This is a genomic window from Lacrimispora sp. (genome assembly GCF_031982545.1).
Taxonomy (GTDB): domain Bacteria; phylum Bacillota; class Clostridia; order Lachnospirales; family Lachnospiraceae; genus Lacrimispora.
This window is the reverse complement of record NZ_DALYXB010000015.1, coordinates 102,750-128,453: the sequence shown is the minus strand read 5'-3', so window position 1 is coordinate 128,453 and position 25,704 is coordinate 102,750. Positions and strand designations below refer to the sequence as shown.

Below are 25,704 nucleotides of genomic sequence, written 5' to 3'. Positions count from 1 at the left end.
TATCGCTCAGAAGAGAATCCTCCTTTTTCGTAGAGACTTATTTCACAGCCCCTTTGTTAATAAGGATATTTCTTAATATCATTTTTCTTCTTGTGATTGTATTACTGGTTCTGCAACCATAGAATAATTCGTATGATAGATGACAAAACCAGGAGCGGCTCCGGCAACTTTTTTAATCTGTTTTTTCTGTATATAATCTATCTCAACCTTATCATTTTCTCTTCCTTTGGAATAGTATGCCGCCAGAGCACCTGCCTCTTCAAAGGTTCGGTCGGGAAGCTCTTTTCCTTCTGATTTGACAATGACGTGGGAACCGGGAATTCCTTTGGCATGAAACCACCAGTCATTACCACTTGCAACCTTAAAGGTTAACTCCTCATTTTGATAGTTGTTCTTTCCTACATACATATGAAAACCATCAGATGAAATATAATGAAAGGGGCGGCTGGTTATTTTCGGCTTTTTGTCTCCGCTTCTGCGATGCTTAACATAGCCATATTCCATAAGTTCTTCTTTAATCTGCACAAGATCTTCTTCCAGCAAAGCAATATCCAGTGCTGCACTGATGGACTCCAAGTGGTCAATTTCCTGCCGCGTTTCGCTGATCTGTCCTGTAACGGCTTCAAAGGTTCGCTTTAATTTATTGTATTTGTCAAAATATTTCTGAGCGTTTTCCCTGGCGGAAAGCTGGTCGTCTAAGGGAATGGTGAGTTCCTCATTGGTGTAGTAGTTAAGGCAGGTGAGTTTCTTTTCACCTCCAGTCAGTTCGTAACCGTAGGTATTTAAAAGCTCTCCGTATACTTTATACTTGTCCTTTTTCTCCGTATCTTTCAACTGCTTTTCCTGGAGATCATATTTTTTGTAATTGCGTTCCAGGACTGTCTGGACAATTTTCCTTAAATCAACGGATTTCTGACGAATTCTTGTTACTGCATTTTTAGAAGCATAGTAGGTCTCTAAAAGAGTACTGATGGATTCGAAGGGTTTGGCTTCATAATCGCTTCCTTCATAGCAGGTGAGGGGTACTGCTGCAAATTCTACCGGTTCCTCATTTTTATAAACAATATTTGGTTTAAATGCTGTTTTTTTGATATCTTCTATCATAAAAGAGAACATGCGGTATAGATGTAAGAGTTCTGTCTCTGACATCTCATTGGCAGAATGATCACCGTCAATAGAGGCCAGATGACAAAGTTCATGGCCAATGACAGGACTGATACCGGTCAGATTTAAATAGAGACTCTTTTGTACGGGTGCAGCCGCATGACTGATTGCAGAAATAAATTCTTCTTCGGTAATGGTCAGAGGATCTTTCTTGTCCATGGTCTGGGGAATAAAGTATTTTCTCCCAGGCAATACCTCACGAATGGAACTTACCTGGGCAGAAATGTGTTTAATACTGTCCAGAATCATATCATCTTCATTGCAGAAGATGATGTTGCTGTGTTTTCCCATAATTTCTATCATGAGTTTTTTCGTCCGTCTGTCGCCCAGTTCATCCAAATGTTCAATTTCCATGCAAAGGATTCGTTCCAGACCAGGCTGGCTGATTCTCATGATCCTGCCATTGCCGATATGTTTTCTTAGAAGCATGCAGAAATTAGGAGCAGTCAGAGGACTTTGTTTGTTGTTTTCCGTGAAATAAACCAGTGGCAAGCTGGCACTGGCCGAAATTAAAAGTTTCCATGTATTTTTTTGATTTTTAACAGTAAACAGCAGTTCATCTTTTTCCGGCTGGGCGATTTTAGAGATCTTCCCGCCTTCCAGCCGGTCTTTCATTTCTGCCGTGAGATTTGCCATAACAATTCCATCAAATGCCATTGTTTGTGTCCTCCGGTAAGGTTTATAGATGGAGATAGTATACCACAGAAACACGGTTATGTAAAATTTAAAACCATTTGACTTGTTTTTTAATATGACTTATAATGGTTTATATCTATGGCGAAAGAGAGGCATTTGTAATGATTAAGAGCATGACAGGTTTCGGCAGGTACGAAACCGTCACGGATGAATATAAAATTTCCGTCGAGATGAAGGCAGTCAATCACAGATATTTGGATTTAAGCATAAAGATGCCGAAAAAGTTTAATTTCTTTGAAGCAGGAATCAGAAATCTGTTAAAGAATTATATTCAGCGCGGTAAAGTAGACGTTTTTATCAGTTATGAAGATTATACGGAAAACAAGCTGTGTTTAAAGTATAACAGTGCGCTGGCTGCTGAATACATGGGATATTTTGCAAAGATGGAAGAGCAGTTTGGAATTCAGAACGATATCAAGGTTTCTGCACTCGCCAGATGTCCGGAAGTACTTATTATGGAAGAAGTACCGGAAGATGAGGATCAGATGTGGAAACTTCTTTCAGAAACAGTTGAGGAAGCTGCAAAGCGTTTTGTGGAAACAAGATTAACAGAAGGCGAAAACTTAAAGGCCGATCTTCTGGGTAAGCTGAACCTGATGAACGATATTCTTGAATTTATTGAAGAGAGATCTCCGAAGATTCTTGTGGAATACCGGGCAAAGCTGGAAGATAAGGTGAAAGAGCTTCTGGCAGGAGCTGCCATTGATGAGGGCAGAATTGCTGCGGAAGTTACCATTTATGCAGATAAAATCTGTGTGGATGAAGAGACGGTCCGTTTAAGAAGTCACATTGAACATACACGGTCAGAACTGGAAGCTGGAGGAATTGTGGGCAGAAAACTGGATTTCATCGCCCAGGAGATGAATCGGGAAGCCAATACCATTCTTTCAAAGGCCAGTGATTTAGAGGTTTCAGACAAGGCAATTATATTAAAAACTGAAATTGAGAAAGTACGGGAACAGATCCAGAATATTGAGTAGGAGAATCGCAGTATGAACGAACATGGCATGCTGGTAGTTGTATCCGGTTTTTCTGGTGCCGGAAAGGGCACACTTATGAAAGAGCTTCTGAACCGGTATGAGAATTATGCGTTGTCTATTTCCGCAACCACAAGAACGCCAAGAACGGGTGAAGTGGATGGAAAAGAATATTTTTTTGTTACAGAAGAACATTTTAAAGATATGATTGAAAACCAAGAATTGATTGAATATGCACAGTACGTCAATCATTCTTATGGCACTCCCAAGGAATATGTTTTAAACCAGATGAAAATGGGGAAGGATGTTATTCTTGAAATAGAAATTCAGGGAGCGCTGAAAGTAAAGGAACGGTTTCCGGAAGCAATCCTGCTGTTCGTCATGCCTCCCAATGCACAAGAGCTGAAACGCCGTCTGATCGGCAGAGGTACTGAAAGCATGGAGGTAATTAATGCCAGACTTCGCAGGGCTTCGGAAGAAGCAGAGGGCATGGAGGATTATGATTATATTTTAATTAATGATGAGATCGACACATGCGTGGAGGAGATGCATCTTATGATTCAGGTACAGCATAAGCGTGCTTCCAATAATATGGCATTTTTATCCCAGATCCGGGAAGAATTAAAGAATATATAAACTGGTTTGAGAAAGGGGAATGGAAGATGTTACATCCATCTTATTCAGATTTGATTAATGTAGTAAACAGTGAGGTAGAGCCGGGAGATGCTCCGGTTGTACAGAGCCGTTATTCTATCGTGATTGCCGCAGCAAAGAGAGCCAGACAGATCATCGGAGGCTCTGACACTGAGATTCCGGGAGCCGGCAAAAAGCCGCTTTCAGTTGCCGTAGAAGAGTTATATGAGGGCAAAGTGAAGATTTTAAGCGAAGCGGACGCAACAGAAGAAGACGATAATTAAGAAGAGGGCCGTCTCCGTTATGGTAGATGGCCTTTTCTTTCAGGAAAAACGAATGACAGGAGTTTAAACATGAAGTTATTATGCATATCACTGGGCTGTGATAAGAATCTGGTTGATACGGAGATGATGTTAGGCCTTTTAAATAGAGACGGTTATACTTTTACAGATGACGAGTATGAGGCAGATGTCATTGTAATCAATACCTGCTGTTTTATTGGCGATGCCAAGGAAGAAAGTGTCAATACCATTTTAGAGATGGCACAGAGAAAAATAGACGGCAATTGTAAAGTACTAATTGTTACAGGCTGCCTGGCACAGCGTTATAAGCAGGAGATCATTGATGAGATTCCGGAAGTAGATGGTATTCTGGGAACATCAACCTATGACGAGATATCCAATGTTTTAAAGAAGGCATTGGGAGGCGGGGAATCCGTATCCTGTTTCCATGAACTGGATTTACTTCCCCAGACAGAAACAGACAGAATCCTTACCACGGGAGGCCATTATGCCTTTTTAAAAATTGCAGAAGGTTGTGACAAGCATTGTACTTACTGTATCATCCCATCTTTAAGAGGCAACTATCGCAGTGTTCCCATGGAAAACCTGATCAAAGAAGCAGAGAAACTGGCTGACAAGGGTGTAAAGGAGCTGATTTTAGTAGCTCAGGAGACCACTTTATACGGTGTGGACTTATATGGGAAAAAATCTCTTCCTGAATTATTAAAGAAACTTTGCCGGATATCAGGGATTCAGTGGATTCGCATTCAGTACTGTTATCCAGAGGAGATTACAGACGAGCTGATCGCAGTTATGAAAGAAGAAAGTAAAATCTGCCGTTACTTAGATATGCCGATTCAGCATGCAAGCGACAAGATCTTAAAGCGCATGGGAAGAAGAACATCAAAAGAGCAGCTGAAGGACATCATTAACAGGCTTCGCAGTGAAATTCCTGATATTGCACTGAGAACTACACTGATCTCGGGATTTCCGGGAGAAACAGAGGAAGATCACGAAGAACTGATGGAATTTGTGAATGAGATGGAGTTTGAACGTCTTGGCGTATTCGCCTATTCAGCAGAGGAAGATACACCGGCTGCAGAATTTCCTGATCAGGTTCCCCAGGAGGTCAAAGAGGATCGCAGAGATGCAATTATGGAGCTTCAGCAGGAGATTTCCATTGACCTTTCCCAGTCCATGGTTGGAAGAACACTGGAAGTTATGATTGAGGGAAAAGTTGCTGATGAGAATGCATATGTAGCAAGAACCTATATGGATGGTCCGGGAGTGGATGGAATGATTTTTGTTCAGACAGGTGAGGAACTGATGTCTGGTGATTTTGCAAAAATCCGTGTTACCGGAGCGATGGAGTATGATTTAATAGGAGAGTTGGAAGATGAATTTACCGAATAAACTGACTGTTTTAAGGGTTATCATGATTCCGTTTTTTGTTCTTTTTTTGCTGCTTAACGGCGGTGCCAATGTGACTTACCGCTATATAGCTGCCGCTGTTTTTATTGTTGCAAGCTTTACCGATATGCTGGATGGCAAGATTGCAAGAAAGTATAATCTGGTAACTAATTTTGGAAAATTTATGGATCCTCTTGCGGATAAACTTCTGGTATGTGCAGGTTTAATCTGCTTCACTGCACTTGGACAGCTTCCGGCCTGGATCGTGATTGTAATTATCAGCCGTGAGTTTATTATCAGCGGATTTCGCCTGGTTGCTTCCGATAACGGAGTTGTGATTGCGGCAAGCTATTGGGGGAAGTTTAAGACGGTTTCCCAGATGGTGATGTCGGTTCTGCTGATTATAAACATACCTGCGCTATCGATCATTACCAATGCCTTTATCTGGATTGCGGCAATACTCACAGTGGTTTCACTTGTTGATTATATAGCAAAAAATTATGGCGTTCTTATGGAAGGGAGTATGTAAACATGGTAGTTGAACTGATTTCAGTCGGAACAGAAATTCTTCTTGGAAACATCGTTAATACAAACACCCAGTATCTCGCGGAAAAATGTGCCCTTTTGGGACTCTCCATGTACCATCAGGTGACGGTTGGGGATAACAGGGAACGGCTCTTTGCAGTACTTGAGACAGCACTAAATCGTTCTGATGTTGTAATTCTTACCGGTGGTCTCGGACCAACAGAAGATGATCTGACGAAAGAAGTGTGTGCAGAGGTAATGGGCTTTGATTTGGTTGAGGATGAACATACCAGAGAGCGGATCAGTAAATATTTTAAAAACAATATATATAAAGAAATCCCGGACAATAACTGGAAACAGGCCATGATTCCCCAGGGAGCCACTGTTCTTGATAACAGCAACGGAACTGCTCCAGGACTTATTATGGAGAAGGACGGGAAAACAGCGGTACTGCTTCCAGGACCTCCTAACGAGTTAAAACCGTTATTTACCGAGCAGGTATTCCCTTACCTGCAAAGCCGCCAGCCGGAAGTAATCCGGTCCCAGATGGTTAAAATATGCGGCTATGGTGAGAGTCAGGTGGAAGATAAGCTGATTGATTTAATTAATACCCAGACCAATCCTACCATTGCCACCTATGCCAAGACAGCAGAGGTTCATTTAAGAGTAACTGCTAAGGCTGATAATGAGGATGAAGCAAAAACTCTTCTTAAACCTGTTGTAAAAGAGATAAAAAGCCGGTTTGATAATGCTGTATACACAACCAAGGAAGAAGAAACCCTCGAGATGGCAGTTGTACGGCTTTTAAAGAAGCACGAACTGACTGTCACAACGGCGGAATCCTGTACAGGCGGTCTGATTGCTGGCAGACTGGTTAATGTCCCAGGTGCTTCAGAGGTTTTCAGGGAAGGCTTTATCACCTATTCCAACAAAGCAAAAAGAAAATATCTAGATGTCAGCAAGGGCACTTTAAAAAAATATGGGGCAGTCAGTGAACAGACAGCCAAAGAGATGGCTACCGGAGGTGTATTTGCTTCCGATGCAGATGCCTGTATCGCAGTTACTGGTATAGCAGGTCCGGACGCAGATGGAGAAAAGCCGGTGGGATTAGTCTATATTGCCTGCTATATGAAGGACAAAGTAAAGGTGGAAGAATACCATTTTAAAGGTAACCGTGAAAAAATCAGGGAGCAGTCTGTGGTAAAGGCCCTTGATTTCCTGAGGAGATCTATTTTATCCAATTATCATTAATACCCCCGAGAGGAGATAACACGTGGAAACCCGTTTGATGAAAAAGCAGATGACTGCTGCTTATCAGTATTCTTATGTAAGGCTTGTATTAAACTACTATACATTACTGGAGACCGTTGCAGATGAAGCACCCCAGACCCAGCAGATGACTGATTACTTAAAACGGTTAAACAGCCTGATAGGAGAATGTATTTCCGGAAGTGAAGTAAACAAGGATCTGCTGGTGCTGAGGAAGGACATGACTCGCGAAGTAGAGGTTCTGACCTCCTATGCCGACTGTTTTCAGATTTTTGAGTATATTTTAAATCGCATGGAACGAAAGTTTATTTCTTCCGGCAAAACAAATGACGGAGACGAAGCATTTTTAAAGCGGCTGATGGAATTTATTACTGACACCAGTGACTCCGCTGTTATGAACGGACGGATTAAACAGATTATCGGACAGCTCCCAGTCCGGTTGACAAAACAGAAGTTTTACAGTCTTCTTATGGAGGGACTTTCCGTTTATATTGGTTCTCCAAGGGAGAATTTACGGGATATGATGTACACCCTCCGGACGGAATCCATGGTTTCTCTTCCAGAAGGTATGGATGCTGGTCACAAGGATATTTACGAAATTTTACAGCAGTTTAAACGTATGGATTACCGGGATATGACGTTTGAAAGCTACGAAGAAGCTTCTGCAAAATTGTCCTATGCAAGTCAGGTTCTTACAGATGAATCTGGTTTTTATGTGATGCTTGAGGATGTGATTAATGATTTATGTGTATTGATGTTTGCCAAGCAGGACGCTGTCATTGATGTCAGTGAAGAGGAATTTTACCGATCTGTAATAAGCAGCATTCAGGTAAAACTGGATCAGGAAGATTTTACAGTTGGAGAAGATGAATTTCTCGACCAGCTTACCCAGTTAGAAGGCAGACAGGAAGCTTACTACGAACGTTATTTAAAAGTTGAAGTTCTGAACGAAGAGTCTGCTAATGATGCGGACTATATTCGTTCTATGAATGTAGACAGGCTGTTATCTGGAAGCAGCTTTGCTGAACTGATGACAGAAGAAGGCAGAGAGACTTTTTCTGGGGAAGAAAGCGCAATCGTAGACAGGTCTTATTTTGATCAGCAGACAGAAACTTATATTCATGAGCTGGAAGAACTTTTTGCAGATGCACCGAAACCGGTGGTTCGTGCTGTTATGGCCAAGGTATTATCGGATCTGCCTGTATACTTTAATTCGATAGACGAAATCCAGGAATACGTAAGAGGCAGTCTTTCAAGCTGCTTAGATCACGCTGAAAAAGAAACATGCATGGAATTATTGGAAGAGCTGATGGATTATGAAAATAAGCTGGTATAACCGTTTATACGTCGGAGAGAAAGCGAAGAAGAAACGATACCGGATCATTCAGGGAATCAGGAAGGGGAAACCCGGTTTGGATATTTATGTGATTACACCTGCTTCAAATGGGAATAATATACTTGATATCTTTCCAGCTGCTGAGATTATATCTCCATTTTATAAGGAAAAAGAGTTCTTTATCCTTGGCATTGCCTCTGATTACTGGGAAGCAATGGAAGTGGCTGGACGTGTGATTCATGATTTATACCGGAAAACAGAAGGATTTAATCTGTCTGATTTTTTGAAAAGTGACCGGTAAGATGTGAGGTGTTCATGCTTCATGTAATTTTATTTATTTTAAAGCTGTTAGGAATTCTGATCCTGATTCTTTTAGGACTTATTATTCTGGCAGTTCTTCTGGTGCTATTTGTACCGGTCCGTTACCGTGGAGAAGGATCTTATTTTGAAAAAGTGAAGGGGAATATGAAAATTTCCTGGCTGCTACATATCCTTTCTGTCACGGTTCGGTATGAAGAAGAAGTTGTCATTGCAGTCCGCCTGTTTGGATTTCAAATTATGAGACCAAAGAAAATGGATGAAGAGCTAAAAGAGGCAGAAGAAATCATGGTTCAGGCAATGGAAATAAAAGAGCCGGAGACCATAAAAGAAGCACGACAATTAGGTCAGGATGTGAAAAAAACTGTCCAGGGAGAGCCTCTGTCCCGGCAGCCAGTACTGCAAGAGAACAGGCAGACAGAACAAACACAAACAGAGCATATTTCATGGCTTCAGAGTTTTTATAATAAGATAAAGCAGAAATTAATCCATATTCTGGATAAAATTAAGTACTTATACCGGAAATTTTGTGATACACTGAAAAACATGAAAGAGAAGAAAGATGAAATACAGGCTTTTCTTTCCAACAGCAAAAATCAAAAGACCGCAAAGCTGCTTTACAGACAGGTGAAACGTCTGATTCGTCATATTTTCCCAGTAAAGGGGCATGGTAACGTGACATTTGGTTTTGATGATCCGGCACTGACGGGACAGGCACTTATGGCAGCCAGTGTACTGTATCCCTTCATTCATAAATATTGGAATCTATATCCGGTTTTTGATGAATCTGTGTTTACTGCAGAAGGAACTTTTCGGGGAAGAATGCGCCTGGGGACAGTCCTGATCATCGGCATACGGATGCTTCTTGATAAAAATTTCAGAGTTCTGTTAAAGAGATGGCTACGATAAAGGAGGAATTGCGTTCAATGGCAGATAATTATTTTACGTCTACAGTAGAGGCATTGTTTAAAGGTATGGATGCCTTTGTAGCGACAAAAACAGTTGTAGGAGATGCGGTTAAGGTGGATGATACCATTATTCTGCCTTTGGTGGATGTGACCTGTGGAATGGCTGCCGGATCCTTTTCGGAAAATGCCAAGGAAAAGGGTGCCGGAGGTATGCATGCGAAGATGAGCCCAAGCGCCATACTGATTATCCAAAACGGTGTGACAAAGCTGGTCAATATCAAGCAGCAGGATGCAGTGACAAAGATCCTTGACATGGTTCCGGATTTTGTTAATAAGTTTACATCAGGAAACAAGGATGTATCACCGGAAGCGATTAAAATGGCAGAGGAGATGGCTGCGGCGGCAGAGAAAGAGAAAGCAGAAGAATAAGAAAGGGATAAGCCGCATAGGATATTATATAGCCTGAATGGATTGAGGGATGATATGAGAAGAGTATGTGGACTTATGCTGTTCTGTTTTGGAGCAGGTATGGCAATCCTACTGTTTATCCCGGCGACGATCGTTACAATTCTGTTTATAATTGGATGCCTGGTACTGGGATATAATCTGTTTTGCTGCTGACAGCGAATACTGTTGCTATCATTGAGACCCGATTGAATCAACCGGGTCTCATAATTATAAAAAAAATACTCCTGACTGATATCAGCCAGGAGTTTCCTACGATTAAGCTCTTTCAACTAATCCGGATCTTAAACAGGAAGTACATACGTACATCTTCTTAGCGCCGCCTGTTACTTTAACTTTAACGGACTTTACATTTGCTTTCCACATCTTGTTGGATCTTCTATGGGAATGGCTCACTGCGTTGCCAAAGTGAGCAGCCTTTTCACAAATTGCACATTTAGCCATGATTGCACCTCCTTAAAAGTAACTTGGATTTCTTATTGGTTGAAAAATCCACAACAAGTGTATGATAACAGAAATTACAGCGATTTGCAAGTGAAAAATAAAAATTTGTTTCTTTTTTTGGAAAAATCATGTATAATCATTACAGACAGAAAGAACGGAGGTAGAGACTATGAAGGGTTATATCAATAATAAACTGGGCGAGATCCAGGTAAGCCCTGATGTTATCGCTATGTACGCCGGAACCACAGCAGTTGAGTGCTTCGGTATTGTCGGTATGGCGGCTGTCAGCGTGAAAGACGGACTCGTTAAGTTATTAAAACGGGAAGGACTGACACATGGTATTAATGTGATAATTCAGGACAACCATATCACCATTGATTTTCATGTAATCGTAGCATATGGAATCAGCATTTCTGCAGTAGCCGATAATCTGATTGAAAATGTAAAATACAAAGTAGAAGAATTCACCGGTATGACGGTAGATAAGATTAACATCTTTGTCGAAGGCGTAAGAGTGATTGATTAAGGAGGAAACTACCTGTGGGTATGAAGTATATAGACGCAAAGATGCTCCAGAAAGCATTTTTAGCAGGTGCAAAAGGACTGGAAGCCAAAAAGGACTGGATTAATGAATTGAATGTATTTCCGGTTCCAGATGGAGATACCGGAACAAACATGACGATGACCATAATGTCAGCGGCAAAAGAAGTAGCTGCCATAGAGAATCCAACCATGGAATCTTTGGCAAAAGCGATTTCTTCCGGTTCTTTAAGAGGCGCAAGAGGAAACTCCGGCGTTATCTTATCCCAGTTATTCCGAGGATTTACAAAAGAGATCGCAAGCGCTGACCAGGTGACCGTTACTATTTTGGCTAATTCCTTTGTGAGAGCCACAGAGACAGCTTATAAGGCAGTCATGAAACCCAAAGAGGGAACCATTCTGACAGTAGCAAGAGGAATGGCAGAAAAAGCGGCTGAGCTTGTAACTGAAACAGAAGACATTCTTGAATTTTGCAGACAGGTTGTAGAACAGGGTGATTACGTATTAAGCCAGACACCAGATATGCTTCCGGTATTAAAACAGGCAGGTGTTGTGGATTCCGGTGGTCAGGGTCTGATGCAGGTGGTGAAGGGTGCTTTTAACTTCCTCTCAGGGAAAGAAGTTGACTTAACCGTAGAAGCTGCAGTACGTGTGGAGCCGGCTGTCTCCATGGAAGGTAGCGCACTGAAAGAAGCTGATATTAAATTCGGCTACTGTACAGAATTTATTGTTAATTTAGAAAAGCCTTATAACGAAAAAACAGAACAGGAATTCAAAGGGTATTTAGAATCCATTGGAGATTCCCTTGTAGTTGTATCCGATGATGATATTGTAAAAGTTCACGTCCATACCAACGATCCTGGACTTGCCATTCAAAGGGCACTTACCCTTGGCTCTTTGTCCCGCATGAAGATTGATAATATGAGGGAAGAGCATCAGGAAAGACTGATTAAAGAGTCAGAAAAGCTGGCAGCACAGCAGAAGGCAGAAGGAAAGAAATCAGTGCCAAGAAAGGCATATGGCTTTATCTCTGTATCAGCAGGTGAGGGGCTTGATGAGATCTTTAGCGGTATTGGAGCGGATTACTTAATTCAGGGCGGCCAGACCATGAATCCCAGTACTGAGGACATGTTAAACGCCATTGACCGGGTAAATGCAGATACAATCTACATTCTGCCGAATAACAAGAACATTATTCTGGCTGCAGAGCAGGCCAGAAGTCTGGTAGAGGATAAGAAAGTAATCGTCATTCCTTCCAAGACAATTCCACAGGGTATTACTGCAATTATTAACTTTGCACCTGATTTATCTCCTGAGGAAAATGAAGCAATTATGACGGAAGAGATGAGCCGTGTAAAAACCGGACAGATTACTTATGCAGTCCGTAATACCACCATCGATGATATCGAAATTAAAGAAGGCGATATTATGGCTCTGGGAGACCATGGCATTCTTGCTGTCGGGGAAGAGATTGAAGCAACTGCACTGAAATCACTGGAAGCTATGGTAGAGGAAGAATCAGAACTGATTACCATTTATTATGGTAAGGATGTAAGGGAAGAGGATGCCACAGCACTGAAGGAGAAAACAGAAGAACAATTTTTAAACTGCGAAGTGGAGCTTCATTGCGGTAGTCAGCCGATTTACTATTATCTGATTTCCGTGGAATAAAAAGGAGTCGAAGCTGTATGATTCCGGGCAGACGTGACTCTCGTCTGCCCGGTTTTTTAGTATTCGGAGAAACAAAATGAAAGGAGGCGGGTGATCGGATGAACCAAAAACCCATTGAATCCTTAAAAGGGATTGGAGAAAAAACCGGGAAACTGTTTCAAAAGATTGGAGTGGACACAATAGAAGATCTTCTGGAATATTATCCAAGGGCATATGATACGTATGAGGACCCCTCACCAATTGCTGAAATCAAACCGGACAGCGTTATGAGCGTGGCTGGGATGCTTGAAAGAACGCCGGATGTAAAACGATACAGTCGTGTACAGGTTGTTACAGCTGTTTTAAGAGATGGATCTGGCACCATGCAGCTGATCTGGTACAACATGCCTTATCTGCATGCTACGTTAAAGGCTGGAATGCGGGCTGTTTTTCGCGGAAAGATTATTAAGAAAAGCGGCCGTCTCATCATGGAGCAGCCTGAAGTTTATACGGCAGAGGCTTATGGAGAGATTATTCATTCCATGCAGCCTGTTTACGGTCAGACAAAGGGCTTAAGTAATAAGACCATTGTCCGGGCTCAAAAGCAGGCACTCAGTGCCCGTCTTATAATCAGGGATTATCTGCCTGCCGATCTGCGAAGGAAGCACGAACTGGCAGAATATAATTTTGCAATTGAACATATTCATTTTCCGTCAGACAGGAAGGAACTTTTGTTTGCCAGAAAAAGACTGGTCTTTGATGAATTTTTCCTTTTCTTAATGGCTGTCAGACGTTTAAAGGACAAAAGAGAGAATAAAACCAGCCCCTTTGCGATCCAGTTATCAGAGGAAGTAAAAACATTTCAGAGCAGACTGCCGTATTCTTTAACATCTGCCCAGCAAAAAGTTCTTGATGAGGTTTATGCTGACATGACAGGCGGTCTGGTTATGAACCGGCTGGTACAGGGAGATGTTGGATCGGGAAAAACAATTATAGCCATACTGGCATTGCTTCAGGCAGCCTGTAACGGTTATCAGGGAGCTCTCATGGTGCCCACGGAGGTTCTCGCCAGGCAGCATTATGAATCCATGAATGAGCTGTTCTTAAAATACCAGATTAATAAGGTGCCGGTTCTTGTCACCGGATCCATGACTGCTAAGGAAAAAAGAATTGCTTATGAGAAAATAGCAAACCACGAGGCTGACATTATAATAGGAACTCATGCATTGATCCAGGATAAAGTCATCTATGATAAGCTTGCTCTGGTAATTACAGATGAGCAGCATCGCTTCGGCGTAGGGCAAAGAGAACTGTTAGGGAAAAAAGGAGAAGAACCCCATGTTATGGTGATGAGTGCAACTCCCATTCCAAGAACCCTGGCAATCATTATTTACGGAGATCTGGATATTTCCGTGATCGATGAACTTCCTGCCAACCGACTCCCCATTAAAAACTGCGTGGTGGATACCGGATACCGGAAGAAGGCTTATGATTTCATTAAAAAAGAAGTTGCAGACGGGCGTCAGGCTTACGTGATCTGTCCTATGGTGGAAGCAAGTGAGATGATTGAAGCAGAAAATGTGGTGGATTATACTGCCGCGTTAAAACAAGCACTTCCAGGAATGAGTATTGAATATCTTCATGGCAAGATGAAGGGAAAAGAAAAGAACAGCATTATGGAACGGTTTGCTTCCGGGGAAATTTCTGTTCTTGTTTCCACCACTGTCGTCGAGGTTGGAGTTAACGTACCAAATGCTACAGTTATGATGATAGAAAATGCGGAGCGATTCGGTCTTGCACAGCTTCATCAGTTAAGAGGCCGGGTGGGGCGCGGCAAATATCAGTCCTACTGCATTTTAGTAAATGGCTCGGATCAGGATGGAACAAAGGAGCGGCTGGATATCTTAAACAGGTCAAATGATGGCTTCTTTATTGCTTCCGAAGATTTAAAGTTAAGAGGACCTGGTGATATTTTCGGCATCCGTCAAAGCGGAGAGATGGAATTTAAATTAGGCGATATTTTTACCGATGCCAATCTATTAAAGACGGTATCAGAGGAAGTAAAACACATTTTTTCAGAAGATCCTGATCTGGAAAAAGAAGAGAATACAGAACTGGGCAGAAAGCTTGGTGAATATCTGGAAAAAAGTTACGACAGGCTGAATTTGTAATTGATAAAATAAATTATTAATCAGGAGGCAGCAGTATGAACAGAGAAGCGTTAAAGGCAGATGCTAAAAATGCCATGAAACAGGCATTAATAAGCCCATATCTGGTTACTGTAATTATGGGTATCATTCTTACGGTATTATCAGTGATTCAGATGTTTCTGGATAAATGGCAGAAAATACTGGAAAGCAGTCACGCAGGAGCCGATCAGTGGCGGTCGTATATCCTATTTAGTATTGTTTTCTTAATCGTATATTTAATTATTAATACGCTGTTGGAATTCGGTTATCAGTCTTACTGTTTAAAAGTGTCAAAACGTGACGAATCCATGTCTTATGGTGATTTATTTTCCAGTGCTTCCTACTTTTTAAAAGCATTTGGTCTTTATTTTATGATAGGAGTGTTTGTCACTCTTTGGTCACTATTGCTCCTCATTCCAGGTATAATAGCTGCACTAAGGTATTCTCAGGCAATCTTTATTATGGTTGAAAATCCGGAAAAAGGTATTTTCCAGTGCATTGAAGAGAGCAAAGATATGATGGACGGGCGATTATGGGAATATTTTGTTTTGGAATTGTCCTTTATCCTGTGGCATTTACTGGCGCTTGTCACATGCTCACTCGCTTATATTTATGTATATCCCTATATGACTGTGACCCTGGCAAATTACTATAATGAAATAAAAGAATAAGAACAGATACAGAGAGAAAAACCATTGAATTCATCCGGTCTTTCTGATAAAATAATTTTTGTGTGTACAGAACCAGATTAGTGGAGGATTGCAGAAGATGAATTGTATTATAATAGGAATTGCCGGAGGTACCGGTTCAGGAAAGTCAACATTTACCAACCGGTTGAAAGATGCATTTTGTGATAATATAGCAGTTCTTTACCATGATAATTATTATAAGCGGCAGGATGGGGTTCCTTTTGAAGAAAGAAAAAAGATGAATTACGATCATCCGGAAGCATTTGAGACAGAACTTTTGCTCAATCAGCTGGCTGCACTGCGAAACGGAGAGTCAGTGGAGTGTCCGATTTATGATTATTCCAAACACAATCGTTCTGACAAGTTCGTTAAAGTAGAGCCTAAAAAGGTTATTTTAGTTGAAGGAATATTAGTTTTTGCTGATGAGCGCTTAAGAGATATGTTTGATATTAAGATTTTTGTTGAGGCGGATGCAGACGAGAGAATTTTACGCAGGGTAATCCGTGACGTAAAAGACCGGGGCAGAGATATTGAAGGAGTTGTGGAACAGTATTTAACCACGGTAAAGCCCATGCATTATCTTTATGTGGAACCAACAAAGCCTCTGGCTGACGTAATTATTAACAGCGGCATGAATGAAGTGGCCTTCCAGCTGGTCAAAACAAATATAGAAAAGATACTAAACGAGGGCTGATTTGCTTTGCAGCATCATAAATAACATGAAGTGGTTCATTTTTTTCCTGAAAATAACATTTTACGAAAAACCTTCTAGTGTATTTCACCTTATTAAAGCCATAATAGGAGTGTAGCACAAAACACACCATGAAAAAAGATTTACGAACATGGTGAATAGATGAAAAGGAGGCATTTTATTATGTCAGGAAAATCTAACACTACAAATGTACCAGAGGCAAAAGAAGCAATGGATCGTTTCAAAATGGAAGTAGCAAACGAATTAGGTGTACCGTTAACCAATGGATACAACGGTAACTTAACTTCCGCACAGAATGGTTCCGTAGGCGGATATATGGTTAAGAAAATGATCGAAGCCTATGAAAGACAGATTGCAGGTAAATAATCTGTAACAATTCAAAAGGAGCTACAGCCAGTAATCATTCATTTGATTACAAAGGGGCTGCAGCTCCTTTCTTTTTTTTGTTGTATAATTTCCGTATTCATACTATAATAGTTTGGAAAAATAATGTGAGGAACGTAATATAATGAGAGTAATTGCTGGAAAAGCCAGAAGGCTTATTTTAAAGACAATAGAAGGTCTGGATACAAGACCGACAACCGACCGGATAAAAGAAACACTTTTTAATATGATACATGACAGTATTTACGACTGCTGCTTTCTCGATTTATTCTCTGGAAGCGGAGCGATTGGAATAGAAGCACTAAGCAGGGGAGCAAAGCTGGCAGTTTTTGTGGAACAAAACCCCAAAGCGGCAGAATGCATCCGGGAAAATTTAAAAACCACCAGGCTGGAAACCGATGCCATGGTGATGAACTGCGATGTACTGACTGCAACGAAGCGGCTGGAAGGCAAAGACTATCAGTTTGATGTAGTCTTTATGGATCCCCCATACCGTATGGAATGGGAAAAGAAAGTTCTGGAATATTTCACGGATTCATCTCTGATTGGAGAAGAAACTACCATCATTATTGAAGCGTCCCTGGATACCGATTTTGATTATCTTAACTCTATGGGCTACGAGATTATGAAGGAGAAGAACTACAAAACAAATAAGCATGTGTTTGTTAAAAGAACAGGAAAAGAATAAATAAAAGGAAGTAACCATATGAAAAAAGCAGTTTATCCGGGAAGCTTTGATCCGGTGACCTTTGGCCATCTTGATATCATTGAGCGCTCGGCAAGAATGTGTGACCATTTAATTATCGGGGTTTTAAATAATTATTCAAAAACTCCGTTGTTTTCTGTAGAAGAACGTGTTAATATGTTAAAGAGCCTGACTAGTAATTTTGCTAATGTTGAAGTAAAATCCTTTGGCGGGCTGATGATAGATTTTGTACGAGCCAATCAGGCGGATGCGGTAGTCCGCGGACTTCGCGCTGTAACAGATTTTGAATACGAATTACAGATTGCACAGACAAACCGGGTGATTGCACCTGAGGTGGATACTGTGTTTTTAACAACGAATTTAAAGTATTCCTATCTAAGTTCCAGTATTGTGAAGGAGATTGCCTCTTATGGCGGTGAGATAAACGCGTTTGTGCCGGAAGAAATTGCAGAACGTGTAAGGAAAAAAATAGAAGATAGAACGAAATAAAGCAAGGAGTGTCCGTATTATGATGAGCAGAATTGAACAGTTAATCGGTGAAATCGAAGAATATATTGACAGTTGTAAGTACCAGCCCCTTTCTAACAGTAAGATTGTGGTAAACAAAGATGAACTGGAAGAACTGCTGGTGGAACTTCGCCTTCGAATTCCGGATGAGATCAAGCAGTACCAGAAGATTATCAGCAACAGGGATGCCATCATGGGCGAAGCACGTCAGCAGGCAGATTCCATTTTAGCCCAGGCCAATGCCCAGACCAATGAACTGGTAAATGAACACGAGATTATGCAAAAAGCTTATGCCCAGGCCAATGAGATTATTGAACAGGCCCAGGTTCAGGCTCAGCAGATTGTTGAACAGGCTGTTGCCGATGCAAACGGCATTCGTCAAAGCTCTGTTCAATATACAGATGATATGTTAAAGAGTCTGCAGACGATCATCAGTCACTCCATGGAGGGCGCACAGGGGCGTTTTGACGCTTTTATGACTTCCATGCAGTCAAGCTACGATATTGTTTCTTCTAACCGTCAGGAACTGACAGGAGCTGTCATGCAGACGGAAGAAGGATTGGAAAACAGGTCAGCAGAATAAACAGTAGAATTGTCAGGAGAGTGTGTATTGCTTTCCATGCTACATAGTGCCGGATGGATAATCCGGCATTTTTTATGACACTCTTTGTCTGAAACACACCGGATAAACCTCCGAATGCAGTAGCCCCGCTGATCCATAAACCTCCCATAGTATCGGAGAATACATGGGAAACAGCCTGGATTCCTGTGGTGATTTCCACAAAACCAAGAAGTACGGCTTTATATTCGGGAGAAAGAACAGGAAGCTTTGTAATATAGAAAGCCAGGATGGAAAAAAGCATAATATATCCGCCGATTTTTACCATTACCTCACAGGAACCCATAAGGCTTTCATCGAAGGACTTTACAGATTCTTTTGAAACCGGCATGGAGCGGAACGGACGATCCACCTTGTAACAGAACCGGGCTGCCAGTGCTACTGGTATGACTGGGGCATAAATGCAAAGCAGAAGCATCCAGACCGGAACACTCTTTGGCAGACCAGAGGCTGCATATCCCAAAAGAAACATGGGACTGGGGTGATTGCAGATTGCTAATAAGTATTTTCCTTCCTTTTGTGTAATCCGGTTGGCATCCATAAATTCACTGCAGGTTTTAGCACCCATGGGATAGCCGCAGAGCAGTCCGGAGACAAAGGTATAGCACCCGGCATCAGACAGACAGAAGAAACGTTGCAGAAGCTGTCTGACCGGAAAAATCAGAATATGTATGGCATTTAGGGAAACAATTACATTGGAACAGACCATAAACGGCAGGAGTGTGGGCACTACCACGCTGCCCCAGAGAATCAGTCCGCTTTTGGCTCCTTCAAATGCGGTATCATGAAAAAGAAGCAGAGCAAAGAGTGCGGCTACAGAAAGAAAACGGAAAAAGGATTTTTTCATACGCACCTGAATAGATTGTTTTATACAATTATATTGAGAAGGCAAGATTGATATGATGGTGATTGTTTTTTTAATCCTGATCCTTTCTGTATTTCATGTGACCATGATTGATTATCTGTATAATAATCCGACGTTTTATCAGCTGAATGCCTATACCTGGGAAAGTGATGATTTCAGAAGTATGCAGCTTGGAAATATAGTTGCCGACTTAAATGAGATCGACTACGATACTCTTACTTCCCTGATGGTAGAGCATCAGTACGATTTAACAAAGGTGAAGGATTTAACCGTACATACCGACAGACTTTTAAAAATAAAGCCTGCAGAGTACCGGAAATTAAAAAAGGCATATGAAATCATACTGGGTGATTTAAAGTATTTTCCGATACCTGAAAATGCCAATCCTGATTTTCCTGATGTGAAATTTCAAAACGGCTGGATGGAAAGCCGCAGCTATGGCGGAGAGCGGGGACATGAAGGCTGTGATGTGATGGGGAACACAAAACCAAGAGGAACGTATCCCGTTATCAGTATCAGCGATGGAGTGGTGGAAAAGGTGGGCTGGCTGGAAAAAGGCGGCTGGCGGCTGGGGATACGGGCTCCTGGAGGGGCATATTTATACTATGCCCATCTCTACAGTTACAGCAAGGAGTGGAAAAAAGGTGATAAGGTTACTGCAGGAGAACTGCTGGGATTTATGGGTGATACCGGATACAGTAAAGTTGAAGGAACTACTGGCAATTTTGATGTACATCTTCATCTGGGAATCTATATCCGGACGGACAACAACGAAGAGATGAGTGTAAACCCATACTGGGTATTAAAATATCTGGAGAAATACCGGTTGAAATATTCATATTAGTATATTAAGATTGCTTACATAGAGATGAAATGGGAGTAAAAAAGTGAAAGAAATCAAGATTTCGGAAGAATTTTTAAACAGAATGAAGGACTTGCTGGGAGAAGAGGACCACAAGGCCTATCTAAAAAGCTTTGAGGAAGAACGGCTGTACGGACTGCGGGTCAATACATGGAAGGTTTCCCCCCAAGCGTTTGTGGAAATGACATCGTTAAAGCTTAACCCTGTTCCCTGGATCAGCAACGGATTTTATTATAAAGGAGAACAGCGTCCTGCAAAGGATCCTTATTATTACGCCGGACTTTATTATCTGCAGGAGCCCAGCGCCATGACACCGGCACATATGCTTCCAATCGTGCCGGGTGATAAGGTTCTGGATCTTTGCGCAGCTCCGGGAGGCAAAAGCACGGAACTTGGGGCAAAGTTAAAAGGTAAGGGGCTCCTGGTCTCTAATGATATCAGTAATTCCAGGGCACGTGCACTGTTGAAAAATCTGGAGCTGTGGGGAATCGAAAATATCTGCGTTACCAGCGAGGAACCTCAAAAGTTAAAAACCACATTTACTGGTTTCTTTGATAAAATTCTTGTGGATGCACCCTGTTCCGGAGAAGGGATGTTTCGAAAAGATGCAGACATGGTAAAAAGCTATGAAGAGCATGGGCCGGAATACTACTGCGCAATTCAGAAAGAAATCGTTGGACATGCAGTGGATATGCTGGCTCCCGGCGGACTTATGATGTACTCCACCTGTACCTTCTCCATTTGTGAAAATGAAGATATCATCCGTCTGATCCTGGATAACCATACTGATATGGAACTGGTAAAGCTGCCGCTGTTTGAAGGAGCTTGCGACGGAATCGGTCTGTCAGGCTGCCTGCGTCTGTTTCCCCATAAAATTAAGGGAGAGGGCCATTTTATGGCACTTTTAAGGAAAAAGGGCGGATCTGTTGGGACAGAAGAAACAAAGACCGGTAGGAAAAAGGAAAAAGAGCTTCCAAAAGAGCTTTCCCAGTTTCTTTCCCTGATATCAAAACCCCTCATCAGCTCCCGCATTGAGATAAAGAATGACTGCGTGTATTATCTTCCGGAATATTTTCCGGAAAACGGAGGAAAACTCCGTTATCTGCGAACAGGCCTTTTCCTTGGAGAGATGAAAAAAGAACGGTTTGAACCTTCTCAGGCGCTGGCTCAGTCTTTAAAAATGAAGGAATTTAAACAAACTCTATCATTTCAAAAAGAAGATGAGAGAGTGATCCGGTATCTAAAAGGAGAAACTGTTTTTTTAACAGAAACAGATGAACGAATAAAGGGCTGGTGCTTAATCTGCGTAGACGGATTTCCGCTGGGATTTGCAAAAGGCAATGGCGATACCCTTAAAAATAAATACTATCCAGGATGGCGGTGGCAGTGATGAAAGAGATTCGATTAGATAAATATTTAACTGAAATGGGAGAAGGAACAAGAAGTCAGATCAAAGAGATGGCAAGAAAAGGCAGAATTACCGTTGACGGAATTCCAGAGAAAAAATCGGAGCGTAAAATTATACCGGACCAGAATGTGATTGCTGTTGACGGAAGAACGATTTCCTATGCAGAAGTTGAATATTATATGCTGTGCAAGCCCCAAGGAGTTGTATCGGCTACGGAAGATAAACGGTATCAGACAGTGATTGACTTAATTACCGATCGAAAACGGGGAGATTTGTTCCCGGTAGGAAGACTGGATATTGATACAGAGGGCCTGCTTCTTATAACCAATGACGGAGATCTGGCTCATCAGCTTTTATCTCCAAAAAAGCATGTGGATAAGGTGTACTATGCTAAAATAGACGGAGAGATTCCTGCAGATGCAGCGAAGCGTATGGAAGAGGGAGTGGAACTGGAAGATGGAACTATAACCATGCCTGCCAGTCTTGAAATATTGGAATATGGAAACCCATCCACCATACTTCTTACCATCAGGGAAGGAAAATTCCATCAGGTAAAACGAATGTTTGAAGCGCTGGGGTGCAGTGTGGTATACTTAAAGAGACTCTCTATGGGAAGTTTAAAGCTGGATGAGAATTTACAGCCTGGAGATTACCGCCCACTTACAAGAGAAGAGATTGACTTATTAAAGCGCCATGGAAAGGAAGAAAAAACAAAAGATGTTAAATGAGAAAAAAGCCGTGATTTTTGATCTGGATGGAACCCTGGTGGATTCCATGTGGATGTGGAAATCCATTGATATAGAATTTTTAGGAAGCAGGGGAATTCCCTGTCCGGAAGATTTAGAAAAAGAGATTGAAGGAATGAGCTTTACAGAAACTGCCTTTTATTTTAAAGAGCGTTTTAAGCTTACAGAATCTCTGGAAGAGATCAAAGGGATATGGACAGATATGTCTCTGGATAAATATAAGAATGAAGTCCCTTTAAAAGCGGGAGCAGGAGAATTTCTGGCTTATCTGGCATCCCAGGGTCTTTCCATGGGAATTGCTACCAGCAACGGCAGAGAGATGGTGGATGCGGTGATTGATTCCTTAAAAATCGGGAAGTATTTTAATGTGGTAGCTACTTCCTGTGAGGTAGCGGCAGGGAAGCCTGCACCGGATATTTATTTAAAGGTGGCAAAGGAGCTTAATGTCATACCGTCACAGTGTCTGGTGTTTGAAGATGTACCGGCAGGAATACTGGCAGGGAAACGTGCCGGAATGACAGTCTGTGCCATAGATGACGGATTTTCCAAAGCAATGGAAGCAGAAAAGCGGGAACTTGCCGATTATTTTATTTACGATTATTATCAGCTATTAGAAAGAAATGGAGTTCAATCATGATGCACGACTATCTACCGATCACCAGGGCGGACATGAATATCCGGGGGTGGAAACAATGTGAATTTGTCTATGTAACAGGGGATGCCTATGTAGACCACCCGTCCTTTGGACACGCCATAATCAGCCGTCTGTTAGAGGCACATGGATATAAGGTGGGAATCATAGCGCAGCCTGACTGGAAAGATCCATCAAGCATTTCTGTTCTTGGTGAGCCAAGGCTTGGATTTCTGGTTTCCGGGGGAAATATGGATTCTATGGTGAATCATTATTCTGTTTCCAAGAAAAAGCGTCAGCAGGATTCCTACACTCCCGGAGGAGTCATGGGAAAGCGTCCGGACTATGCCACTACGGTTTACTGCAATCTCATTCGCTCTGTTTATAAGAAAGCGCCTGTTATAATCGGAGGAATTGAAGCCAGTTTAAGGCGTCTCGCTCATTATGATTACTGGTCAGACCGACTGAAGCACTCCATTTTGATTGATTCTCAGGCAGATTTAATCTCCTATGGAATGGGGGAAAAATCCATTGTTGAAATCGCAGATGCCTTAAACAGCGGCATTGACATCCGGGATATTACCTTTGTAGAGGGAACGGTTTACAAAACAGACAGCTTGGAATCGGTGTATGATGCACAGGTTCTTCCATCATATGACAGCATGAAAAAAGATAAGCTGGAGTATGCAAAGAGCTATTATATTCAGTATGGCAATACAGATCCTTTTATCGGAAAGCGTCTTGTGGAACCCTACAAGGACAATTTATACGTGGTTCAGAATCCACCGGCAAAACCGCTGTCGACAGAGGAGATGGACCGGGTTTATTCCCTGCCTTATATGAGGAATTATCACCCTTCCTATGAAGAACTGGGCGGAGTACCGGCGATCAGAGAAATTAAGTTCAGTCTTATCAGCAACCGCGGCTGTTTCGGAGCATGCAGCTTCTGTGCCCTTACGTTCCATCAGGGACGGATTATACAGGCCAGAAGTCATGATTCCCTGATTGAGGAAGCGAAATGGCTGACCGACGAACCAGATTTTAAAGGCTATATCCATGATGTGGGCGGTCCCACCGCGGATTTCCGTTATCCAGCCTGTGAAAAGCAGATCGGGAAAGGAGCCTGTCCCAATAAGCAGTGTCTGTTCCCGGAACCCTGTAAGAATTTAAGGGCAGATCATTCCGATTATATAGAGCTTTTGAGAAAGTTAAGAAATTTACCCAGGGTAAAGAAAGTATTTATCCGTTCAGGAATCCGTTTTGATTATGTGCTTGCAGATCCGGGCAAGAAATTCTTAAAAGAGCTTTGTGAATATCATGTCAGCGGTCAGTTAAAGGTAGCACCGGAGCATGTAGCGGACAATGTTCTCAGCAAAATGGGAAAACCAAGAAATGATGTTTATCGTAAGTTCGTAAAGGAATACAACGATATGAACGGACGTCTTGGGTTAAAACAGTATCTGGTTCCCTATTTAATGTCCTCCCATCCGGGATCGGGATTAAAGGAAGCCATTGAGCTTGCCGAGTATTTAAGGGATCTTGGATACATGCCGGAGCAGGTTCAGGATTTTTATCCTACGCCTTCTACCATTTCCACCTGTATGTATTACACAGGCTATGACCCCAGAACCATGGAACCGGTTTATGTTCCCACCAATCCCCATGAAAAAGCAATGCAGAGGGCATTAATCCAATACCGGAATCCAAAGAACTATGAGCTGGTGGAAGAGGCATTAACGAAAGCTGGCAGAACTGATTTAATTGGTTTTGATAAGAAATGCCTGATTCGCCCCAAATATGGTTTTAAACCTGGTTTTTCCCAGGGGAAAACGGGAAAAGATAATGGAAATGGGAAAAGGACGGAAAGCCCGGCGGGAGGTCAGAAGGACCGAAAGAAAAAGACCATCCGCAATGTTCATAGGAAATCAACTAAAAAATAATAAGGATATCTGATTGAAAGAAGGGATCATGATGAAGGTAGCTATCGTAACAGGAGCGTCTTCCGGTATGGGAAGAGAGTTTATCATGCAGATCGCCGACCGCTTTGGCGGCATCGGAGAGATCTGGGCAATCGCCAGAAGGCAGGAGCGGATTGAAGAATTATCTCCTCTTGTTCCGGTGAAGGTAAGATCATTTGCCATTGATTTAACAGATGACAGCAGACTTGGGTGTCTGCAGGATGTTTTATTTGAAGAAAAACCAGAGGTAAAATGGCTGATCAATGCTGCTGGTTATGGAAAGATCGGTGCGGCAGGTTCCATTAATTTAAATGATGAACTGGGAATGGTGGATTTAAACTGCAGAGCACTTTGTGCAGTGACCCATATGGTACTTCCCTATATGTCGGAAAACAGCAGGATCATACAGTTTGCATCTGCGGCCGCGTTTCTGCCCCAGCCTGGCTTTGCCATCTATGCTGCAACGAAAGCCTTTGTTTTAAGCTACAGCAGAGCCTTAAATGAGGAACTTAAACCAAGAAAAATTCTTGTAACAGCCGTTTGCCCTGGTCCTGTCAGAACGGAATTTTTTGATGTCGCCGAGGCGACTGACAGAATTCCTTTCTATAAAAAGATAGTAATGGCTGATCCTAAAAAGGTAGTGCGGCTGGCCTTACGTGACAGTATGATGGGAAGGCCGGTCTCTGTTTACGGAACCACCATGAAGTTTTTCCGGCTTTTATGTAAGACAGTTCCCCATTCCATCATACTCCGTTTTATGAAAGGATTTATGCGGGTAGTGGACAACCGAAGATAAAGAAAGAGGGGTACGA

At 42.0% G+C, this 25,704-nt stretch carries 29 protein-coding genes; 26 read left to right on the top strand and 3 right to left on the bottom strand.

The window, feature by feature from the left end; genetic code table 11:
* Positions 1 to 78 precede the first annotated feature (78 nt).
* On the bottom strand, positions 79 to 1,821 hold the full coding sequence (locus ABS301_RS21985) for an Rqc2 family fibronectin-binding protein (protein WP_349674238.1): 1,743 nt from the start codon (positions 1,819 to 1,821) through the stop codon (positions 79 to 81).
* A gap of 140 nt (positions 1,822 to 1,961) precedes the next feature.
* Between ABS301_RS21985 and ABS301_RS21980 the strand changes: the two genes are divergently transcribed.
* The 11 genes from ABS301_RS21980 to ABS301_RS21930 all read left to right on the top strand — a co-directional run bounded on the left by ABS301_RS21980 (position 1,962) and on the right by ABS301_RS21930 (position 10,138).
* Positions 1,962 to 2,840, top strand: a complete 879-nt coding sequence (locus ABS301_RS21980; protein ID WP_104436167.1) for a YicC/YloC family endoribonuclease — start codon at positions 1,962 to 1,964, stop codon at positions 2,838 to 2,840.
* Positions 2,841 to 2,852: 12 nt separating this feature from the next.
* The gene (gmk, locus tag ABS301_RS21975; protein WP_349674237.1) at positions 2,853 to 3,473 is read left to right on the top strand and encodes a guanylate kinase; all 621 of its coding nucleotides are present in this window, start codon (positions 2,853 to 2,855) and stop codon (positions 3,471 to 3,473) included.
* Between the two features lie 26 nt (positions 3,474 to 3,499).
* Positions 3,500 to 3,754: a DNA-directed RNA polymerase subunit omega gene (gene rpoZ / locus ABS301_RS21970; RefSeq protein ID WP_104436169.1), complete on the top strand. Its 255-nt coding sequence runs from the start codon at positions 3,500 to 3,502 to the stop codon at positions 3,752 to 3,754.
* Between the two features lie 69 nt (positions 3,755 to 3,823).
* The gene (gene rimO, locus ABS301_RS21965) at positions 3,824 to 5,164 is read left to right on the top strand and encodes a 30S ribosomal protein S12 methylthiotransferase RimO (RefSeq protein WP_349674236.1); all 1,341 of its coding nucleotides are present in this window, start codon (positions 3,824 to 3,826) and stop codon (positions 5,162 to 5,164) included.
* The gene (pgsA, locus tag ABS301_RS21960; RefSeq protein WP_349674235.1) at positions 5,148 to 5,690 is read left to right on the top strand and encodes a CDP-diacylglycerol--glycerol-3-phosphate 3-phosphatidyltransferase; all 543 of its coding nucleotides are present in this window, start codon (positions 5,148 to 5,150) and stop codon (positions 5,688 to 5,690) included. Before rimO ends, pgsA begins: the two co-directional genes overlap by 17 nt.
* A 2-nt stretch (positions 5,691 to 5,692) precedes the next feature.
* Positions 5,693 to 6,937, top strand: coding sequence for a competence/damage-inducible protein A (locus tag ABS301_RS21955; protein WP_349674234.1), 1,245 nt, complete (start codon positions 5,693 to 5,695; stop codon positions 6,935 to 6,937).
* A gap of 22 nt (positions 6,938 to 6,959) precedes the next feature.
* On the top strand, positions 6,960 to 8,291 hold the full coding sequence (locus ABS301_RS21950) for a hypothetical protein (protein WP_349674233.1): 1,332 nt from the start codon (positions 6,960 to 6,962) through the stop codon (positions 8,289 to 8,291).
* Positions 8,272 to 8,592 carry a hypothetical protein gene (locus ABS301_RS21945; RefSeq protein ID WP_104436174.1) on the top strand — a complete coding sequence of 107 codons (321 nt, stop codon included), beginning with the start codon at positions 8,272 to 8,274 and terminating at the stop codon, positions 8,590 to 8,592. The genes ABS301_RS21950 and ABS301_RS21945 overlap by 20 nt, the downstream gene beginning before the upstream one ends.
* Before the next feature lie 14 nt (positions 8,593 to 8,606).
* A complete protein-coding gene (locus tag ABS301_RS21940; protein WP_349674232.1) occupies positions 8,607 to 9,518 on the top strand; it encodes a DUF2953 domain-containing protein in 912 nt (303 codons plus the stop codon).
* Between the two features lie 17 nt (positions 9,519 to 9,535).
* Positions 9,536 to 9,946, top strand: coding sequence for a GerW family sporulation protein (locus ABS301_RS21935; protein WP_104436176.1), 411 nt, complete (start codon positions 9,536 to 9,538; stop codon positions 9,944 to 9,946).
* Between the two features lie 54 nt (positions 9,947 to 10,000).
* Positions 10,001 to 10,138, top strand: coding sequence for a hypothetical protein (locus ABS301_RS21930; protein ID WP_013272624.1), 138 nt, complete (start codon positions 10,001 to 10,003; stop codon positions 10,136 to 10,138).
* A 102-nt stretch (positions 10,139 to 10,240) separates the two neighbouring features.
* Here the strand turns inward: ABS301_RS21930 and rpmB are convergent, their stop codons facing one another.
* Positions 10,241 to 10,426: a 50S ribosomal protein L28 gene (gene rpmB / locus ABS301_RS21925; protein ID WP_097004294.1), complete on the bottom strand. Its 186-nt coding sequence runs from the start codon at positions 10,424 to 10,426 to the stop codon at positions 10,241 to 10,243.
* Between the two features lie 169 nt (positions 10,427 to 10,595).
* Here rpmB and ABS301_RS21920 point away from each other — a divergent pair, with 169 nt between their 5' ends.
* The 9 genes from ABS301_RS21920 (at position 10,596) to ABS301_RS21880 (ending at position 18,386) form a co-directional block, all read left to right on the top strand.
* On the top strand, positions 10,596 to 10,952 hold the full coding sequence (locus ABS301_RS21920; RefSeq protein ID WP_349674231.1) for an Asp23/Gls24 family envelope stress response protein: 357 nt from the start codon (positions 10,596 to 10,598) through the stop codon (positions 10,950 to 10,952).
* A 14-nt stretch (positions 10,953 to 10,966) separates the two neighbouring features.
* Positions 10,967 to 12,637 (top strand): DAK2 domain-containing protein, encoded by a 1,671-nt coding sequence (locus ABS301_RS21915; RefSeq protein WP_349674230.1) that lies wholly within the window; start codon positions 10,967 to 10,969, stop codon positions 12,635 to 12,637.
* Between the two features lie 98 nt (positions 12,638 to 12,735).
* Positions 12,736 to 14,787 (top strand): ATP-dependent DNA helicase RecG, encoded by a 2,052-nt coding sequence (gene recG / locus ABS301_RS21910; RefSeq protein WP_349674229.1) that lies wholly within the window; start codon positions 12,736 to 12,738, stop codon positions 14,785 to 14,787.
* A 35-nt stretch (positions 14,788 to 14,822) separates the two neighbouring features.
* Positions 14,823 to 15,476 (top strand): DUF975 family protein, encoded by a 654-nt coding sequence (locus ABS301_RS21905; protein ID WP_349674228.1) that lies wholly within the window; start codon positions 14,823 to 14,825, stop codon positions 15,474 to 15,476.
* Between the two features lie 97 nt (positions 15,477 to 15,573).
* Positions 15,574 to 16,188, top strand: coding sequence for a uridine kinase (gene udk, locus ABS301_RS21900; RefSeq protein ID WP_349674227.1), 615 nt, complete (start codon positions 15,574 to 15,576; stop codon positions 16,186 to 16,188).
* A 180-nt stretch (positions 16,189 to 16,368) separates the two neighbouring features.
* Complete coding sequence (locus ABS301_RS21895) at positions 16,369 to 16,572, top strand: alpha/beta-type small acid-soluble spore protein (RefSeq protein WP_104436182.1); 204 nt, start codon at positions 16,369 to 16,371, stop codon at positions 16,570 to 16,572.
* Between the two features lie 142 nt (positions 16,573 to 16,714).
* Positions 16,715 to 17,278, top strand: a complete 564-nt coding sequence (gene rsmD, locus ABS301_RS21890; RefSeq protein WP_349674226.1) for a 16S rRNA (guanine(966)-N(2))-methyltransferase RsmD — start codon at positions 16,715 to 16,717, stop codon at positions 17,276 to 17,278.
* 18 nt (positions 17,279 to 17,296) lie between these two features.
* Positions 17,297 to 17,785 (top strand): pantetheine-phosphate adenylyltransferase, encoded by a 489-nt coding sequence (gene coaD, locus ABS301_RS21885; RefSeq protein WP_349667817.1) that lies wholly within the window; start codon positions 17,297 to 17,299, stop codon positions 17,783 to 17,785.
* A gap of 19 nt (positions 17,786 to 17,804) precedes the next feature.
* Positions 17,805 to 18,386 carry an HrpE/YscL family type III secretion apparatus protein gene (locus tag ABS301_RS21880; RefSeq protein WP_349674225.1) on the top strand — a complete coding sequence of 194 codons (582 nt, stop codon included), beginning with the start codon at positions 17,805 to 17,807 and terminating at the stop codon, positions 18,384 to 18,386.
* On the opposite strand, the gene ABS301_RS21875 is transcribed toward ABS301_RS21880, so the two are convergent.
* Complete coding sequence (locus ABS301_RS21875) at positions 18,343 to 19,269, bottom strand: nucleoside recognition protein (RefSeq protein ID WP_349674224.1); 927 nt, start codon at positions 19,267 to 19,269, stop codon at positions 18,343 to 18,345. The genes ABS301_RS21880 and ABS301_RS21875 overlap by 44 nt on opposite strands.
* Positions 19,270 to 19,321: 52 nt before the next feature.
* Between ABS301_RS21875 and ABS301_RS21870 the strand changes: the two genes are divergently transcribed.
* The 6 genes from ABS301_RS21870 to ABS301_RS21845 are packed head-to-tail and all read left to right on the top strand — an operon-like array spanning position 19,322 to position 25,688.
* Positions 19,322 to 20,131: a M23 family metallopeptidase gene (locus ABS301_RS21870; RefSeq protein ID WP_502877995.1), complete on the top strand. Its 810-nt coding sequence runs from the start codon at positions 19,322 to 19,324 to the stop codon at positions 20,129 to 20,131.
* Positions 20,132 to 20,174: 43 nt separating this feature from the next.
* Entirely contained in the window at positions 20,175 to 21,539 is a 1,365-nt protein-coding gene (locus tag ABS301_RS21865; RefSeq protein WP_349674223.1) for an RsmB/NOP family class I SAM-dependent RNA methyltransferase, read from the top strand.
* The gene (locus tag ABS301_RS21860; protein WP_349674222.1) at positions 21,539 to 22,285 is read left to right on the top strand and encodes a pseudouridine synthase; all 747 of its coding nucleotides are present in this window, start codon (positions 21,539 to 21,541) and stop codon (positions 22,283 to 22,285) included. Before ABS301_RS21865 ends, ABS301_RS21860 begins: the two co-directional genes overlap by 1 nt.
* Positions 22,275 to 22,940, top strand: coding sequence for an HAD family hydrolase (locus ABS301_RS21855; RefSeq protein ID WP_349674221.1), 666 nt, complete (start codon positions 22,275 to 22,277; stop codon positions 22,938 to 22,940). Before ABS301_RS21860 ends, ABS301_RS21855 begins: the two co-directional genes overlap by 11 nt.
* The gene (locus ABS301_RS21850; RefSeq protein WP_349674220.1) at positions 22,937 to 24,874 is read left to right on the top strand and encodes a YgiQ family radical SAM protein; all 1,938 of its coding nucleotides are present in this window, start codon (positions 22,937 to 22,939) and stop codon (positions 24,872 to 24,874) included. The genes ABS301_RS21855 and ABS301_RS21850 overlap by 4 nt, the downstream gene beginning before the upstream one ends.
* Before the next feature lie 31 nt (positions 24,875 to 24,905).
* A complete protein-coding gene (locus ABS301_RS21845) occupies positions 24,906 to 25,688 on the top strand; it encodes an SDR family NAD(P)-dependent oxidoreductase (protein ID WP_349674240.1) in 783 nt (260 codons plus the stop codon).
* Positions 25,689 to 25,704 lie beyond the last annotated feature (16 nt).